This is a genomic window from Patiriisocius sp., assembly GCF_051252435.1.
Lineage (GTDB): Bacteria > Bacteroidota > Bacteroidia > Flavobacteriales > Flavobacteriaceae > Patiriisocius.
This window is the reverse complement of the sequence record NZ_JBPOFW010000001.1, coordinates 677,058-691,726: the sequence shown is the minus strand read 5'-3', so window position 1 is coordinate 691,726 and position 14,669 is coordinate 677,058. Positions and strand designations below refer to the sequence as shown.

The window sequence follows — 14,669 nt, the reverse complement described above, 5'->3', positions numbered from 1 at the left end:
ATCTTAATGAAACCCTATTATTTCAATATTCTGTTATATTTTCTGTCATCATTTAAAACCTCAACAGCCGCAAGAATTTCAGGATTATTGACTACTTGATGGTCGTAAAGTCCTTCTTTGTAGAAATAACGCTTTAAAATTTCGTCACTTAAAAGAGATTTAATTTCGGCTTTTTTCTTCACTAACTTTTGCTCTTTCGCTGCGGAAATTTGAGCCATTAAAGTATTGTAGGCGCCGTTTATTTCATTTTTAATATCATCGTCCTCTGCGTTTCTTAAAGCTTCTTCAAACTTCTTTTCTGTATCGGTTTCATATTTAAAACCTTTTTGCTTTAAGAAAGCTAAAAATTTATTGAACTCAGCGTCTGTAAATTCAAACGTAATAGGGTCGATGGAGTTGTTTTTGTAATAAAACTCAGTGGCATAATCAAAAATAGCATTGTCCTTTAAAAGTGCAGTTGTAATGGGACTAAATACAGCGGTTTCAAGTTCAATGTCTGGCAAAATACCACCACCGTCATACACCGTTCTTCCGCCTTTTGTTTTGAACGCGTTGTATTCTTTGCTGTCCACACGAACGGGATCTCCATTTTCATCTCTGTTCCAATAATCCAAAGCTTGAATGCAACGACCACTTGGTGTGTAATAACGCGAAATCGTTACTTTTAACTGTGTCCCATATGTTAGTTTTTTAGGGCGCTGCACCAGTCCTTTTCCAAAACTACGAGCACCAACAATAACAGCTCTATCTAAATCCTGCAATCCACCGCTCACAATTTCACTAGCCGATGCGCTGCGACCGTTCACTAAAACAACCAGCGGAATTTCAGTATCCACAGGTTCTTTCGTCGTTTTATATACCTTATTGTATTTTTCGATTACGCTTTCGGTTGTGGTAATTACTTCTCCTTTAGGAACAAAAAGATTAACAATGTTGATAGCTTCATTTAAGAGTCCGCCAGGATTTCCGCGTAAGTCCAAAATCAATTTTTTAGCCCCTTGTAGTTTAAGATTTTCAAGAGCATTCTGAGTTTCAATCGTTGTTTTGTTATTGAACTTGCTCAGCACAATATATCCTATATCGTTATTGATCAATTTATAATAAGGCACTGCATTTACCGCGACAGAACCACGTTCAATGTTCAATTTTTGAGTTTTTCCTTGACGATTAAAAGTCACTTCTACACTTGTGCCTTGATTTCCTTTGAGTAAATCCAATGGGTCTTCCTCGTAGCCATCAACGTTAGTATTTCCCACTTTTATAATTTCGTCACCTGCCTTTAATCCTGCTTTATCAGCAGGATAGTCCTTAAAAGGTTCTATAATAACAAGTTTGTCCCCGGCATTTCTTATTGTAGCTCCAATGCCTGTATAAACGCCACTATTTTTAATTCGGGCATCCTCAACGGCCTGTTCGTTCCAATATACAGTGTAAGGATCTAAGTCTGCCAAAACACCCTTGATTGCATTGTCCATTAAAGTGGCCGGCGTCACCTCGTCCACATAATTCATATTAAGCTCTTTGTAGAGTGTTGTAAAAATTTCGAGTTGTTTGGCGATTTCAAAAAAATCGCTTTTTACAGCTGTTGTAAAACCTACAGTTGTCAATAGAACAACACCTGCGAGAAATGGTATAATTATTTTCTTTTTCATATTCATTGCCCCTAAAGAGGGAATCTTTTATTAATTTTTTCTTCGGAAAAGTGACTCGAACACAATCTTTCGCTACTTCCTTTTGCATTTTGTCAAACGACGAAATATAAATATAATGATTACAAGCAGAATTAAAAGCTAAATTTCTTTATCCCTTAATTTTTTGAGCACATTAATTACTGAAGCTTCTACTTTTTTATAAGAAACCTCTTCTTTTCCTAAATAGATAAACAGCAGCACAAATTTCTTGCCGTTAATTTCTAGATGCTCTGTTTTATGTAAACGATAGACTTCGCGCATTAAGCGTTTTATTCGATTGCGAGAAACGGCTTTTTTGAAACTCTTTTTTGGGGCTACAAAACCTGCTTTTGTACAATCTGCATCCTCAGCGGGTAAATAGAGTACTTTTATCGGGAATTTTGAACATGACTTTCCTTCCGCAAAGAGATGCGAAATTACTTTCCGGGATTTTAATTTTTCTTGCTTCGGAAATTTTAAACTCATGCTGTAAAGATAACGAGATTGTAACAACGCCAACAACCCCGATAATTTTATAAAAACCACGAGAATCCTAAAGAGGATTAGATTGCGCTCAAACGGAAAATATTAAAAAACCTCTTAAATCTTACATGAGACTCAAGAGGTTTTAAATGCTTAAAATTTTTGCGGAAGCTAAAAACTATTCCATCTCCCAAAGGTTATTTTCGGGGTTTATATCTGCCATTGTTTTTGAAGCATCAATCATCATAGATTGTACTTTTTTAGTACTTGGAATGCTCAACTCGTAGGTTGGATACGCCCAAGCCCAATCTTTTGCAACCGTTCGCTTTTGCCCTTTGTATGGATTAGGTTTTTCTCCACGCATCATTTGCAACGGGATGTAAAATTGCTCCTGAGTTCCATCTGTGTAGGTAACGTCAAGATCAATGGGCATACCCATTAAACCAATGCGCTCCAAAGTTACAACTGTAGCATCTTTTCTGGTTTCTACATTTTTAATGCCATAATCAATGGTATTTGTCGTTTGCATAAAATCCATTAAATACCAGTCTAACTCCATACCGCTTACTTTTTCAGCAACACGAATAAAGTCGTTTGGCGTTGGGTGTTTAAAGGCCCATTCATCAAAATATCTTTTAATGGTTTTGTCTAGATTTTCTTGTCCAATTACATATCCTAGTTGTGACATAAACACCGCTCCCTTTGCATATGCGATGATGCTGTATGTTCGGTTTTCTGCGTAGCGATCGGCGTGCGTAGTTGCTGGTTGTTCTTTTCCGCTGGTTGCTAAAAATTGATAGCCACGATATGATCCTGCGTGGACATTTGGGTTTTGTTTATTGTCAATATAGTTCATGGCCTCTGCACTAATGTATGAAGTAAAGCCCTCATCCATCCATTCGTGTTTTCCTTCGTTTGTTGCCAATAAAAACTGAAACCACGTGTGTGCAAACTCGTGTGCTGTTACGCCCACAAGACTTTCAAATTTTCTTTCTCCAGTTATCAACGTACACATGGCATACTCCATTCCGCCATCACCACCTTGAATTACAGAGTATTGTTTGTACGGATATTGGCCAATATGTTCATTAAAATAAGCAAGAATTTCGGCAGTTTTTGGTTGTAGATTTTTCCAGTTCTCTTTAATTTCTGGATTGTCTTTGTAATAAAAGTTTAACGTAACTCCGTTTTCTGCTTCATATTGGTCATGGATATAATCCTTATCCGCTGCCCAAGTAAAGTCATGAACATTGGGAGCTACAAAGTTCCAGGTGCGTTTTCCTTTCCCGGCATTTTCAACTTTTTTGTATTCTTTTGAACCCTTTACATTTGTAGCACTGTAACCCGTTCCTGCAACGGTAAAATCTTTATCAATATTTATGGTAACGTCAAAATCTCCCCAAGGGCTATGAAATTCTCTTCCAATGTACGGGTCTGCGTGCCAACCTTGAAAATCATATTCGGCCATTTTTGGATACCATTGTGTCATTGAAAATTTAACTCCCTCGGCATTATCACGACCGCTTCTGCGTATTTGCAAAGGCACTTGTGCGTCCCATTCCATATTAAATGTTGTGGTTGCCCCTGGTTGGATGGGAGAATTCAAAGTAACCTCAAGCACTGTCCCAGCGATTTCATACTTTAAAGGGGTTCCTTCTTGCGTTAACAACGTTGGTTTTATATATCCAATTTCATCTGGAGCTAATTTTGATATCCTGTTGGCAACTCTTCCGTCCGGATCGGCAATATTTAATGAGCGTACGTCCATTTCGCTACCCGGCTGAAATGCATTAAAATATAAATGATAAAAAACGCGGTCGAGAACATCTGGCGAGTTATTGGTATAGACCAGTGTTTGTGTTCCTTTATATTGGTTTGCATCAGCATCAACATCAATATTCATGGTATAATCCACGTGTTGTTGCCAATAAGAGGTATTGTTTTGTGCTACCACATTTCCGAAGAAAAGAAGGGCTGCGGAAATTTTAAAAATCGAATTCATAGTTATTTGATTATTAATTAAAAAAAGCTGCTTACTTCCGAAGAAAAAAGCAGCCTAAATATACTTAATTATAAATGGGTTTACATTTTTGATGCCATAATAAACGCATTGTACATGTTGACCATTTTTCCAGAAGTAGAAATTTCAGCGAAATTGCCAATGTTTGATGGGTCGCCACCAAGCACAACGGCCGTTTTTGTTGAAAGACCGCTATCCATTAAAATTTGCTTTACTTGCTTAGCGCTCAATTTTGGGAAATAAGAACGAATCATTGCAGCAACTCCAGCAACGTTAGGTGCTGCCATAGAAGTTCCTTGTAAATATTCGTACGTGTTTAATGGTGTTGTTGCCCAAATTTTAACTCCAGGTCCAAAAACATCCACATTCGTTTTTCCATAATTTGAGAAATTTGCAACTAAATCACTACCGTATTTGTAGTTCAATGCGCCCACTGTTAAAAATGTTTCGCTAATTTCAGCACCGGTTCCCACTTGATCATTAGGGTACACGCGAGTTTCGTCAAGGTTTAGGCCTTCGTTACCTGCCGCATTTACAACTAAAACATCTTTTTTGGCTGCATATCTAAGTGCATCATTTACCCATTCTGGGTGTGTTGAGTAATATTTTCCAAAACTTGTATTCAATACTTTTGCGCCGTTATCTACCGCGTATCTAATAGCGTTTGCAATGTCTTTGTCGTATTCATCTCCATCTGGAACCGCACGGACAACCATGATTTCTACGTTGCTCGCCACACCGTCCATTCCTACTCCGTTATTACGTTGTGCCGCAATAATTCCTGAAACGTGTGTACCGTGTTTTGCATCTTCTTTTTTAGGGTCTGGACCATCAACATCGTTGTTACCATAGTAAGGATTGCTGTTGTCGTCTGGATTGTCTCCAATAGCACCTCTAAAGTCGGCAGTCATATTAAAGTGAGAATCTAATCTTCCTTGAAAATATTCAATACCACCTTCAACTTGTTTAATAAAGGCAGGAATGTTGTCATCATAATTTAACATTTGCGTTAGCAATGCAATTTGTTGTTGCTCAGCTTCAGTTGGGTTTTCAATTTTAGCAAGGTCTGCTTTTGAATAATCTTCCTTTCCTAACTTTTTACTAATTGCTGCGTGAGCGGGTTTCAGTTGAGATAAAATACCCGTATACTGCTGTACATTTGCATTCGTTTGTTGCACTTCTTTTTCATACTCAGCATTTGCTTTTTGATACATTGCAAACTCTTCGCGGTCTGCCGCGCTAATTGAGCTTTCGGTTTTGCCTTCGTATTTTGGCTTTAGTTTTCTAATAATACGGACGTACTCCATATTTTCGGCTACTATATTTCCGAGGAAATTCCAACCATGGATATCATCTACGTATCCATTTTTATCGTCATCAATGTTATTCCCTGGAATTTCATCTTCATTAGTCCAGATTACATTTTTTAAATCTTCGTGCTCGATGTCGACACCGCTATCGATAACACCAACGATTACTTTTTGGCCCGTTCTTCCGGTGAGTAATTCGGCATACGTTCTGTCAACAGCCATCCCGGGGATGGTGTCAGTCGCTAAATCTAACGAACTCCACATTTTGAGTTGCGTATCTGTGATGGGCGCAACCTTTAATGGTAGCATGTCAATATTTGCTACCGGAGTGGCAATAATGGGTGCGGATGTTGACCCGCAACCAGACAAAATTGCTGCAGCACCTGCTGCAATGAAAGAGGATTTTAATATATTCATAGTTATTATTAATTAAATAAATCTGCGCACGTAAATACTTCGTTAATTCGCACGCCTTTTTCTGTGTGTTTTACGGTAATTATTTGATTATGAGCATCGTGTTCCAAAAACAGATAATAGTTCTGGTCTGCCGCTACATTTAAAAACTTTTCTTTTTCGGGCATTGTTAGCAATGGTCTCGTGTCGTAACCCATGACAAAAGGCAACGGCAAATGCCCAGCCGTTGGTAATAAATCTGCCATAAAAACGATGTTTTTATCATCATATTTCAAAACAGGCAACATTTGTTTCTCTGTATGACCATCCGCAAAAAAAACATCAAAATTTAATGGTGTATTTTTTATAAAGTCCTTCTTTAGATTTTCTTCGGAAATAGAACTCATTGGGCCATCCACAAATTTTAATTGCCCACTTTCTTCCATAGGTAAAATGTTCTCCTTAAGAAATGACGCCTGTTCTCTTCTGTTAGGATTTGTTGCCCAATCCCAATGATTTTCATTGCTCCAGTACGTCGCGTTTTTGAATGCTGGCTCATATCCTGTTTTGTCTTTGTTCCATTGAATGCTTCCGCCGCAATGGTCAAAGTGGAGATGCGTCATAAAAACATCGGTAATATCGTCTCTGTGAAATCCGTGCTTTTTCAACGATTTGTGAAGCGTGTCATCGCCCCATTGATAATAATAACCAAAGAATTTTTCACTCTGTTTGTCTCCCATCCCGGTGTCAATGAGTGTAAGTTTATCACCGTCTTCAATCAATAAACAGCGCGCTGCGATGTCAATCATATTATTAGCATCTGCAGAATTGGTTCTTGTCCAAAGTGATTTTGGAACAACACCAAACATGGCACCGCCATCCAACTTAAAATTACCTGCTTCGATTGGGTATAATTTCATAGAATGCGCAATTTACAAAAAGGGTTGCGATTGTTGAAATGGGTTAAGATTTTATTAAGACTCCTTGGAATTTCAGAAACAAATAAAATCTATTGAAATGATTAGATTTGTACTTTCTTATATTAGTTTAAAATTCAAATCAATGCGACTACTGCTTGCTTTACTATTAACATCTTCATTTCTTTCCTGTAATAAAGTTCGGGAAACAATTTATTCAAATCTTGACTTAACAGATACTATTGATATTGATGATTATAGAACGGTGGTGGACGAAAAAAATCGCCGCGGTTATATTACCAAGGACAAAGAAATAATGCAGGGAACGTATGCAATCAAAAAAGATGATGTTTTGATTGAGTCGTTAGAAATAGACGGAGGGTTTTTAAGCGGAAGACAAATCTATTTCTATAAAAACGGTCAGCCCGAAAGTATTTTGCATTACTCAAACAGTATTAAAAACGGTGTTGAAACTAATTTTTATGAAAATGGTGTGATAAGGTCAACACGCACTTACCGAAATGGAGAGGAATTGAATGATGAAATAAAGTATAATAATGACGGTTTAATTTCAAGTAAAGAAGAAACCATAAAAGGTATTCTATATACTCATATGTATGAAAACGGAAAAAGACGGATTACCACATTTCTAAAAGATATAGGGACCAAGCGCTATAACATGGTTTATTTTTACACGCCGTTTGAAACAATAAATCTAGTGATGGGAACTGTGGATGGTGAGAAAGGTGTTTTTTACATTTTTGACACTCAGTTTGAATTAATTGAAAAGGTAAATTCAGCTTTAAATCCTGAGCGAATGGAGTTTTACGCTCAACAAATGAGAGTTTAGACACTATTAAATGTTCAATTTCCTAAAATTTCAGCAACCTGATTTTGAATTTTCTCGACAGCAAATTCCTCAAACCAAGGATTTTTTGCTCTCCAAAAACGATTTACTGGCGAGGGGTGGGGTAGCGGCCAATATTGTGGTAAATAGTCCTCAAAATTTTCAACGCGTTGGGTGAGGTTTCTTCCATCTTTTTGCAAATAATAATTTGTAGCATAATTACCAATTAAAAAGATGAGTTTGACATTTTGAAATTCATTCATTACAGGCTTATGCCATAGTGGAGCACATTCTTTTCTAGGCGGCAGATCTCCGATCTTTGCTTTTCCGGGATAACAAAACCCCATAGGGAGAATAGCAAAGTTGTTAGTATTATAAAAAGTGTTCTCATCAACGCCCAACCATTCCCGTAGTTTTTTACCGCTTTGGTCTGCCCAAGCTTTTCCGTTTTCGTGGACTACACGACCGGGAGCTTGACTTATCAAAATAATTTTTGAATTTGGGGTTGCTTCAATTATTGGTCTGGGCCCTAAAGGTAAGTGGGCTTTGCATACCGTGCAGTCTCTTATTTCTTTGAGGAGTTTTTTCAATGGAGTTTTAATTGATTACAAAGTACGGTTTCTATTGTTTAGTATTTCGGCGGAAGCCAAAAAAAGAGAGCTGCTCAATAAAGAACAACCCTCTCTCTCATAAAACTTAACTTAATTAAAACTAATCTAAACAGGTATTACAGTCTCCATTTAAACCAACAAGCGTAACAATCTCATTAGGACTTAAAGCTCTTTTGTAGACCCTTAAGTCGTCAAGATGCCCCCTAAAATTTTGAGTATTTAAATAATACCCATCAACGGTATCTGGACCAATATCTATATTTGAGTTTTCATCAATATTTTTAAGTTGTCCATCTCTATAAAGCCTTACGGTATTGCTCTCATCTACTGTTACCGTTAGGTTATGCCAATCCTGATTTAATGGGTCTATATCCACTCCTTGATTCCAATCATTATCCCATAAGCCATATCCGTTAGTTCTATCACTAAAAAGAGGTGTATTCAAATCAAAGACAGCTAACTGAAATCCTTCATTAATTCCAGAACCTTTACTAAACATGATTTCCAAATCTCCTAAGTTATCATTCTGCATTTTAAACCAAAGACTTACTGAAAAAGAGTCGCCTTGACTTATCAAATTGTCGTTTGTTATTGGGATAATAATTGGGTCATCATTTTCAAAAAATCCGATGGCGCAATTAGAGCTGCCTATTCTATCAGTAACCAATTGTCCGCCTCCAGATAAAAACTGGTCGCTAACGAGCTCATGAACCTCATTACCAAAAGGCATATAGATGATTAGGTCTTCGGTTAAAATCCCTGGGTTGTCACAACCTGTACCGCAATCTTCAGCATCGATTTGATACACAGATACATATTTTAATTCTCCCGTAGCGTTTTCCACAATGGTATAATAAAACTGTTGCGTATCTGGAACTGTTGTCATAAAAGGAGAGGGCAAAGGATTGGTTTGATTCTCTGCATCCATTAAAGTAAGGTAAAATGTAATGGTATAGTTTTCAAAACCTGGGCAGTTTGCTTGATTAGCAATAGCATTGAAATCTACTTCTACAAAGCCGTCATTGTCATCATCACAAATTCCTTGGCCGCTACCAAAGCAACTTGCTAAATCTAAATCACAGTCTTTGATAAAATCAGTTTCAATATTGGTTTCAGTATTCTTTAATAACAGCTCTCCTTCAGCACACTCTAATACTTCCCATTCGCCTGTGATAAAGTCCAACAACGGAACCTGATTGGCTCTAAATTTAATAAATGACTTGTTATCAAATTCGTAAGTGTCGTACTTTCTCTCTACCTCATAGCCAAAAGTGGTCATTCTATAAACACTATCATTTAAAAAGGTAAAATGATTGTATTGGTATTGACTGTTTCCGTCATAAACTTTAGGATACCAAAAGCACTGTTGCAAGTTAGCGCTAACTAGTAATGGTGGACAATCATTCATTGGGTCAACAATGGCATCACACTCCATGAGTGCAGTAATAATAATGGTTAAAAGTTCAGCATTGTTATTCGCTTCTACAATAGTTCCATCTGCTTTTTCTAATGAAACCGGATAGTTTAAACTCACTATTTCATTAGGATTAAGAATTAAAGATGCCAAAAAAACCAAAAGCTCTTGGGCGCTATTTATGGTAACTGTGTCGATAATTATAAATTCGCTATCATAGACAGAAAACGAAATAGGATATACAAAATCAATACAGTCAATATCTTCAGTAGTAATTTCAATTTCATTGTTCGCCATCATACGCATGGCGTTCGATAGTGTTGAATCCGCTTCAATACTCTCTTCTGGAGGTGGATTTTCGACAATAATCTCTTCTTCTTGACACGAAGTCGTAAACGCAAGTAACGCCACAATGAGTACAAAATAGGTAGTTGCTTTTTTATAGTGTTGTAAAATGGATTTCATAGTTTTTGGTTTTTTAGATTCAAAAAAAAGTGAGCGCTCTAAATATAGAACAGGATACTCTCAAAAACTCCTACCTTGACAATGTAAAACTTTTGTGGCTTCTTTGTAATAAGATTAACGTATGGCAAAATCTCTACATAATAATGTTTGTGAAGAAAACAGGTTTAACGCGCTTTTTAAAAAGCACGCGAATGACCTTCACAACTTTATTTTTTATAAGTACGGACAACAATTTAACCCTAAGGATAAAGTGCAAGACGCTTTTTTAAAACTTTGGAAAAACTGCGAAAAAATCCCTCCCGAAAAAGCAAAGAGCTACCTTTTCACAGTCGCAAATAATTTTACGCTCAACGAAATCGAGCATCAAAAAGTAAAGCTAAAATTTAACAAGGCAGCGCCGAAACGTGACACACATGAAACCCCCGAGTTTTTGATGGAAGAAAGGGAGTATCTTGAAAAAGTAGAAAAAGCCATCGCTAATTTAACAGAAGCCGAAAGAGTAGCATTCCTATTAAACCGAACCGAAGGAAAAAAACACAGAGAAATCGCCGAAATCTTAGGGATTAGTCAAAAAGCTGTAGAAAAAAGAATCTATGCAGCACTCAAAAAAATGAGAGCGCAGATAAAGGAATTATAAATAATAAGAAAAAGGGGTAGGAGTTTTTGCACCTATCCTGTTTAATATATGATGACCCGAGAACAACTCATACAAAAATGGCTGGACCACGACCTCTCAAAAACAGAGGAAGAAGCATTTATGCAACTGGACGATTATGCCGAGCTTACAAAACTTTCCCGAGCGATGAAGCAAGTTGACGTGCCACCGTATGATATAGACGCGCAAATGGCATCACTTCAAGAAGCAGTAAAAGAACAGCACGTAAAAACACTGAATTGGAAAAAAATACTGCTCCCCATCGCAGCGATTCTCGTTATTTGTTTCGGGATTTTCAAATTTTCTAACAACCAACTTACAACCGTTGAAACCATTGCCGCCCAAAAACAAACTACCGAATTGCCAGACGGATCAATAGTTCAATTAAATGCAAATTCAGAAATTCTATTTTCTCAAAAGAATTGGAAAGACAACCGGAATATTTCCTTAAAAGGAGAAGCATTTTTTAAGGTTTCAAAAGGAGAAAAATTTGTTGTTGAAACTTCACTCGGAAAAGTAACCGTATTGGGAACCCAGTTTAATGTCCAAGAAAGAGAAGGTGTTTTTGAAGTCTTTTGTTTTGAAGGCTCGGTAAAAGTAGACTTTAAAGGCAAATCTGAAGTTTTAAAACCCGGCCAACTTTTTTCTTCGGAAACGGGACTTTCATTTAACAGCTCGTTTATTGATAAAACACCCACTTGGATCAATGGAAAAAGCACATTTAAAAGTAAACCGTACAAGTACATAATCGCCGAATTTGAAAGACAATATAACTTGAAAATCAACGCATTAAACATTGATACATCACAACTATTTACGGGAAGTTTTCCTCACGAAAATCTAGAAAAAGCATTACAGGCAATCACAATGCCATTGCAAATAAATGCTAAAATCATTGACTCAAAAACCATCCTGCTATCGAGTGAATAAATACGTAGTCATTTTATTATGTATGATTTTCGGATTGTGCCAACCACTAAGGTCACAAAATCAACCCGAACCAATACCACTTACCGAAATTATTCAAAAATTAGAAACGCGTTATAGCGTTTCATTTTCGTTTTTGGACACTACGGTTTCAAACATAGAAACCCAACTTCCGCCAGAAACATTAACGCTCGAAGAGTCAATTGAAATGCTCAAAAAACAAACGAAGTTACATTTCAGCATGATTGATAAAAAGTCTATTATCATTCAAAAACCAATGGTTCCTTTAAACCCCGAAATAGAACAACTCAGCACCGTAATCGTGCAACACTATTTGGCCAAAGGGATCAACCTCAATGCAGATGGAACGATAAAAGTAACCCCTAAAGATTTTGATATTCTTCCCGGCCTTATTGAGCCAGATGTCATGCAAACCGTTAAAGCACTTCCGGGAATCACGAGTGCAGATGAGACCATTGCGAACCTCAACATTAGAGGCGGCACAAACGACCAAAATCTCATCCTTTGGGACGGTGTTAAAATGTATCAATCGGGGCATTTCTTCGGAATGATTTCGGCATTTGACCCGTATGCAATTGATGAGGTTTTAATCTCAAAAAACGGAACTTCAGCGCGTTTGGGTGACGGAGTTTCAGGAACGGTGCAAATGAAACTTTCAGATAAGGTTCCAAGTCAAATTTCGGGGGGTGCGGGCTTTAATTTACTCCACGGAAATGGATATGTTACATTTCCGATAGGAGAAAAAATGGGACTGCAAACTTCAGCAAGACGTTCGATTACAGATATTTTTAATACGGTTACGTACGAACAATATTTTGACCGAATTTTTCAAGATACAGATGTGACAAACAATAGCGCTAATTACAACCGCACCATCACCAAAAATGAGGAATTCTACTTTTATGATGTGAGCGCAAAATGGACGTATGATCTAACCGAAACGGATAACATTCAAGCATCGTTTTTGACCATTGACAACACGTTAAATTATCTTGAAGAAGCTACCATTGCAGGCTTTCCCGAAGCATTGGAAAGTGGGCTTTCCCAAAACAACCTTTCGGGAAAATTGCAATATAACCGCATTTGGAATCCAAATTTCAAAACATCGCTTTCGGGATACGCATCAAGCTACAGCTTGACCGCCTTAAATTTTGATGTGATAAATAACCAACAAATATTACAGGAAAATGAAGTCCTCGATACTGGAATTCAAGCCGAAGCTACTGCTACATTGACACCTACTTTGCATTGGACAAACGGATACCATTTTACCGAAGTGGGCATGTCAAACCTCGAGGATGTGAGCAGACCAGATTTTAAACAATTTATCAAAGAAGTGTTGCGTTCGCACGCAGGTTTTAGTGAATTAGAATTAGCAAAAAACAACACCAATATTAGGGCCGGTTTAAGAGCAACGTATTACACGAAATTTGACGAAACGTTTATTGAGCCTCGGGTTTCAGCAAGTCAAAAAATTGCAAAGAATTTTAGAGTTGAACTTTTAGGAGAGTTAAAACATCAAGCGAGCACTCAAATAATAGATCGTCAAAACGATTTTTTAGGTCTTGAAAAAAGAAGGTGGGTCTTGGCAAATGACAGTACGGTGCCTATAATAAAGAGCAAGCAGCTTTCATTGGGATTACATTATAAAAAAGACACTTGGCTTTTGAGCGTAGAAGGATATATTAAAGATGTTGAAGGAATTTCAACACGTAGCCAAGGATTTCAAAACCAGTTTCAATTTACAAACACAACCGGAAGCTACACAGTGAAGGGGTTTGATTTTTTGGCACACAAAAAGTGGGGAGATTTTAAAAGTTGGTTGAGTTACTCCGTGAATAGAAATGAATATAGTTTTGAATCTTTGAACGACGGGGTTCGGTTTCCAAATAATGTAGCGATTCAACATTCGGTGGGGTTTACTACAAATTATACTTATAAAAGATTAGCGGTTGCCGTAGGTTTTAATTGGCATTCCGGATTACCAACTACCGAAATCTCAAATGAAAATGATGGAGATATTTTATATGCGAATCCCAATGGCACAATGCTCGACGATTATTTTAGGGCAGACATTTCAGCAACCTATAAAGTTGCATTAAATGCGAAATTAAATGGAGTGATTGGACTTTCTGTTTGGAATGTGTTAAACCAAAACAACGTGCTCAATAGATATTACACAAATGAGAATGGGGAAATTCAAACTTTTGAAGAATCTTCATTAGGATTTACACCCAATTTGAGCGTGCGGATTTCTTTTTGATTATTTACCCGCAACAATAACAACCAACTCGCCTTTGGGAGCTTTCGCCTCAAAATGAGCGAGAACATCAGCGGCTGTCCCTCGAATGGTTTCTTCGTGTAGTTTTGTAATTTCTCTAGAAACCGATACTTGTCTTTCGGCACCAAAATATGCTATAAAATGCCCTAAAGTTTTTATTAATTTGTGAGGGGATTCGTAGAAAATTATCGTGCGAGTTTCTTCAGCAAGAATTTGTAATCTTGTTTGCCGCCCTTTTTTTACGGGCAAAAATCCTTCGAACACAAATTTGTCATTCGGTAGACCACTATTTACTAGAGCGGGCACAAATGCCGTCGCTCCGGGAAGACAATCCACTTCAATTCCTGCGGCTACGCAGGCACGCGTCAACAAAAAACCAGGGTCACTAATCGCAGGCGTTCCGGCATCACTTATCAATGCAATTGTTTCTCCACCTTGAATGCGAGCAACAATATTCTCAGTCGTTTTATGCTCGTTATGCATGTGGTGAGAATGCATATGGGTATTGATTTCAAAATGCTTTAAAAGTTTACCGCTGGTGCGGGTGTCTTCGGCAAGGATGAGGTCTGCTTCTTTTAAGACTTCGATGGCCCTAAAAGTCATGTCTTTAAGATTTCCTATTGGAGTTGGTACTAGGTATAATTTTCCCGCCATG

Annotated in this window: 12 protein-coding genes; 4 read left to right on the top strand and 8 right to left on the bottom strand. The window is 37.5% G+C overall.

Annotated features, from left to right (window positions below; genetic code table 11):
- Positions 1–17: 17 nt before the first annotated feature.
- The 5 genes from ACSHW7_RS03100 to ACSHW7_RS03080 all read right to left on the bottom strand — a co-directional run bounded on the left by ACSHW7_RS03100 (position 18) and on the right by ACSHW7_RS03080 (position 6,796).
- The gene (locus tag ACSHW7_RS03100; protein WP_435677849.1) at positions 18–1,652 is read right to left on the bottom strand and encodes a S41 family peptidase; all 1,635 of its coding nucleotides are present in this window, start codon (positions 1,650–1,652) and stop codon (positions 18–20) included.
- 138 nt (positions 1,653–1,790) lie between these two features.
- A complete protein-coding gene (gene rnpA / locus ACSHW7_RS03095) occupies positions 1,791–2,156 on the bottom strand; it encodes a ribonuclease P protein component (protein WP_435677848.1) in 366 nt (121 codons plus the stop codon).
- 175 nt (positions 2,157–2,331) lie between these two features.
- The gene (locus ACSHW7_RS03090) at positions 2,332–4,155 is read right to left on the bottom strand and encodes a M1 family metallopeptidase (RefSeq protein WP_435677847.1); all 1,824 of its coding nucleotides are present in this window, start codon (positions 4,153–4,155) and stop codon (positions 2,332–2,334) included.
- A gap of 80 nt (positions 4,156–4,235) precedes the next feature.
- Positions 4,236–5,900 (bottom strand): S8 family peptidase, encoded by a 1,665-nt coding sequence (locus tag ACSHW7_RS03085; RefSeq protein ID WP_435677846.1) that lies wholly within the window; start codon positions 5,898–5,900, stop codon positions 4,236–4,238.
- A gap of 8 nt (positions 5,901–5,908) precedes the next feature.
- Positions 5,909–6,796: an MBL fold metallo-hydrolase gene (locus ACSHW7_RS03080; RefSeq protein WP_435677845.1), complete on the bottom strand. Its 888-nt coding sequence runs from the start codon at positions 6,794–6,796 to the stop codon at positions 5,909–5,911.
- Between the two features lie 142 nt (positions 6,797–6,938).
- On the opposite strand from ACSHW7_RS03080, the gene ACSHW7_RS03075 reads away from it, so the two are divergent.
- Positions 6,939–7,643, top strand: a complete 705-nt coding sequence (locus ACSHW7_RS03075; RefSeq protein WP_435677844.1) for a toxin-antitoxin system YwqK family antitoxin — start codon at positions 6,939–6,941, stop codon at positions 7,641–7,643.
- A gap of 14 nt (positions 7,644–7,657) precedes the next feature.
- Here the strand turns inward: ACSHW7_RS03075 and ACSHW7_RS03070 are convergent, their stop codons facing one another.
- The gene (locus ACSHW7_RS03070; RefSeq protein WP_435677843.1) at positions 7,658–8,230 is read right to left on the bottom strand and encodes a uracil-DNA glycosylase family protein; all 573 of its coding nucleotides are present in this window, start codon (positions 8,228–8,230) and stop codon (positions 7,658–7,660) included.
- A gap of 121 nt (positions 8,231–8,351) precedes the next feature.
- Entirely contained in the window at positions 8,352–10,130 is a 1,779-nt protein-coding gene (locus ACSHW7_RS03065; protein WP_435677842.1) for a LamG domain-containing protein, read from the bottom strand.
- A gap of 121 nt (positions 10,131–10,251) precedes the next feature.
- Here ACSHW7_RS03065 and ACSHW7_RS03060 point away from each other — a divergent pair, with 121 nt between their 5' ends.
- The 3 genes from ACSHW7_RS03060 to ACSHW7_RS03050 are packed head-to-tail and all read left to right on the top strand — an operon-like array spanning position 10,252 to position 13,996.
- On the top strand, positions 10,252–10,767 hold the full coding sequence (locus ACSHW7_RS03060) for an RNA polymerase sigma factor (RefSeq protein ID WP_435677841.1): 516 nt from the start codon (positions 10,252–10,254) through the stop codon (positions 10,765–10,767).
- Between the two features lie 48 nt (positions 10,768–10,815).
- The gene (locus ACSHW7_RS03055) at positions 10,816–11,715 is read left to right on the top strand and encodes a FecR family protein (protein WP_435677840.1); all 900 of its coding nucleotides are present in this window, start codon (positions 10,816–10,818) and stop codon (positions 11,713–11,715) included.
- A complete protein-coding gene (locus ACSHW7_RS03050; RefSeq protein WP_435677839.1) occupies positions 11,708–13,996 on the top strand; it encodes a TonB-dependent receptor plug domain-containing protein in 2,289 nt (762 codons plus the stop codon). Before ACSHW7_RS03055 ends, ACSHW7_RS03050 begins: the two co-directional genes overlap by 8 nt.
- Here ACSHW7_RS03050 and rsmI read toward each other — a convergent pair whose 3' ends face one another.
- A complete protein-coding gene (gene rsmI / locus ACSHW7_RS03045) occupies positions 13,997–14,668 on the bottom strand; it encodes a 16S rRNA (cytidine(1402)-2'-O)-methyltransferase (protein WP_435677838.1) in 672 nt (223 codons plus the stop codon).
- Position 14,669 lies beyond the last annotated feature (1 nt).

Coding starts and splice junctions, on each gene's coding strand:
- ACSHW7_RS03085 (WP_435677846.1), bottom strand. CDS start 5,900: ATGAATATATTAAAATCCTCTTTCATTGCAGCAGGTGCTGCAGCAATT.
- ACSHW7_RS03080 (WP_435677845.1), bottom strand. CDS start 6,796: ATGAAATTATACCCAATCGAAGCAGGTAATTTTAAGTTGGATGGCGGT.
- ACSHW7_RS03055 (WP_435677840.1), top strand. CDS start 10,816: ATGATGACCCGAGAACAACTCATACAAAAATGGCTGGACCACGACCTC.
- ACSHW7_RS03100 (WP_435677849.1), bottom strand. CDS start 1,652: ATGAAAAAGAAAATAATTATACCATTTCTCGCAGGTGTTGTTCTATTG.
- ACSHW7_RS03090 (WP_435677847.1), bottom strand. CDS start 4,155: ATGAATTCGATTTTTAAAATTTCCGCAGCCCTTCTTTTCTTCGGAAAT.
- rnpA (WP_435677848.1), bottom strand. CDS start 2,156: ATGAGTTTAAAATTTCCGAAGCAAGAAAAATTAAAATCCCGGAAAGTA.
- ACSHW7_RS03060 (WP_435677841.1), top strand. CDS start 10,252: ATGGCAAAATCTCTACATAATAATGTTTGTGAAGAAAACAGGTTTAAC.
- rsmI (WP_435677838.1), bottom strand. CDS start 14,668: ATGGCGGGAAAATTATACCTAGTACCAACTCCAATAGGAAATCTTAAA.
- ACSHW7_RS03075 (WP_435677844.1), top strand. CDS start 6,939: ATGCGACTACTGCTTGCTTTACTATTAACATCTTCATTTCTTTCCTGT.
- ACSHW7_RS03065 (WP_435677842.1), bottom strand. CDS start 10,130: ATGAAATCCATTTTACAACACTATAAAAAAGCAACTACCTATTTTGTA.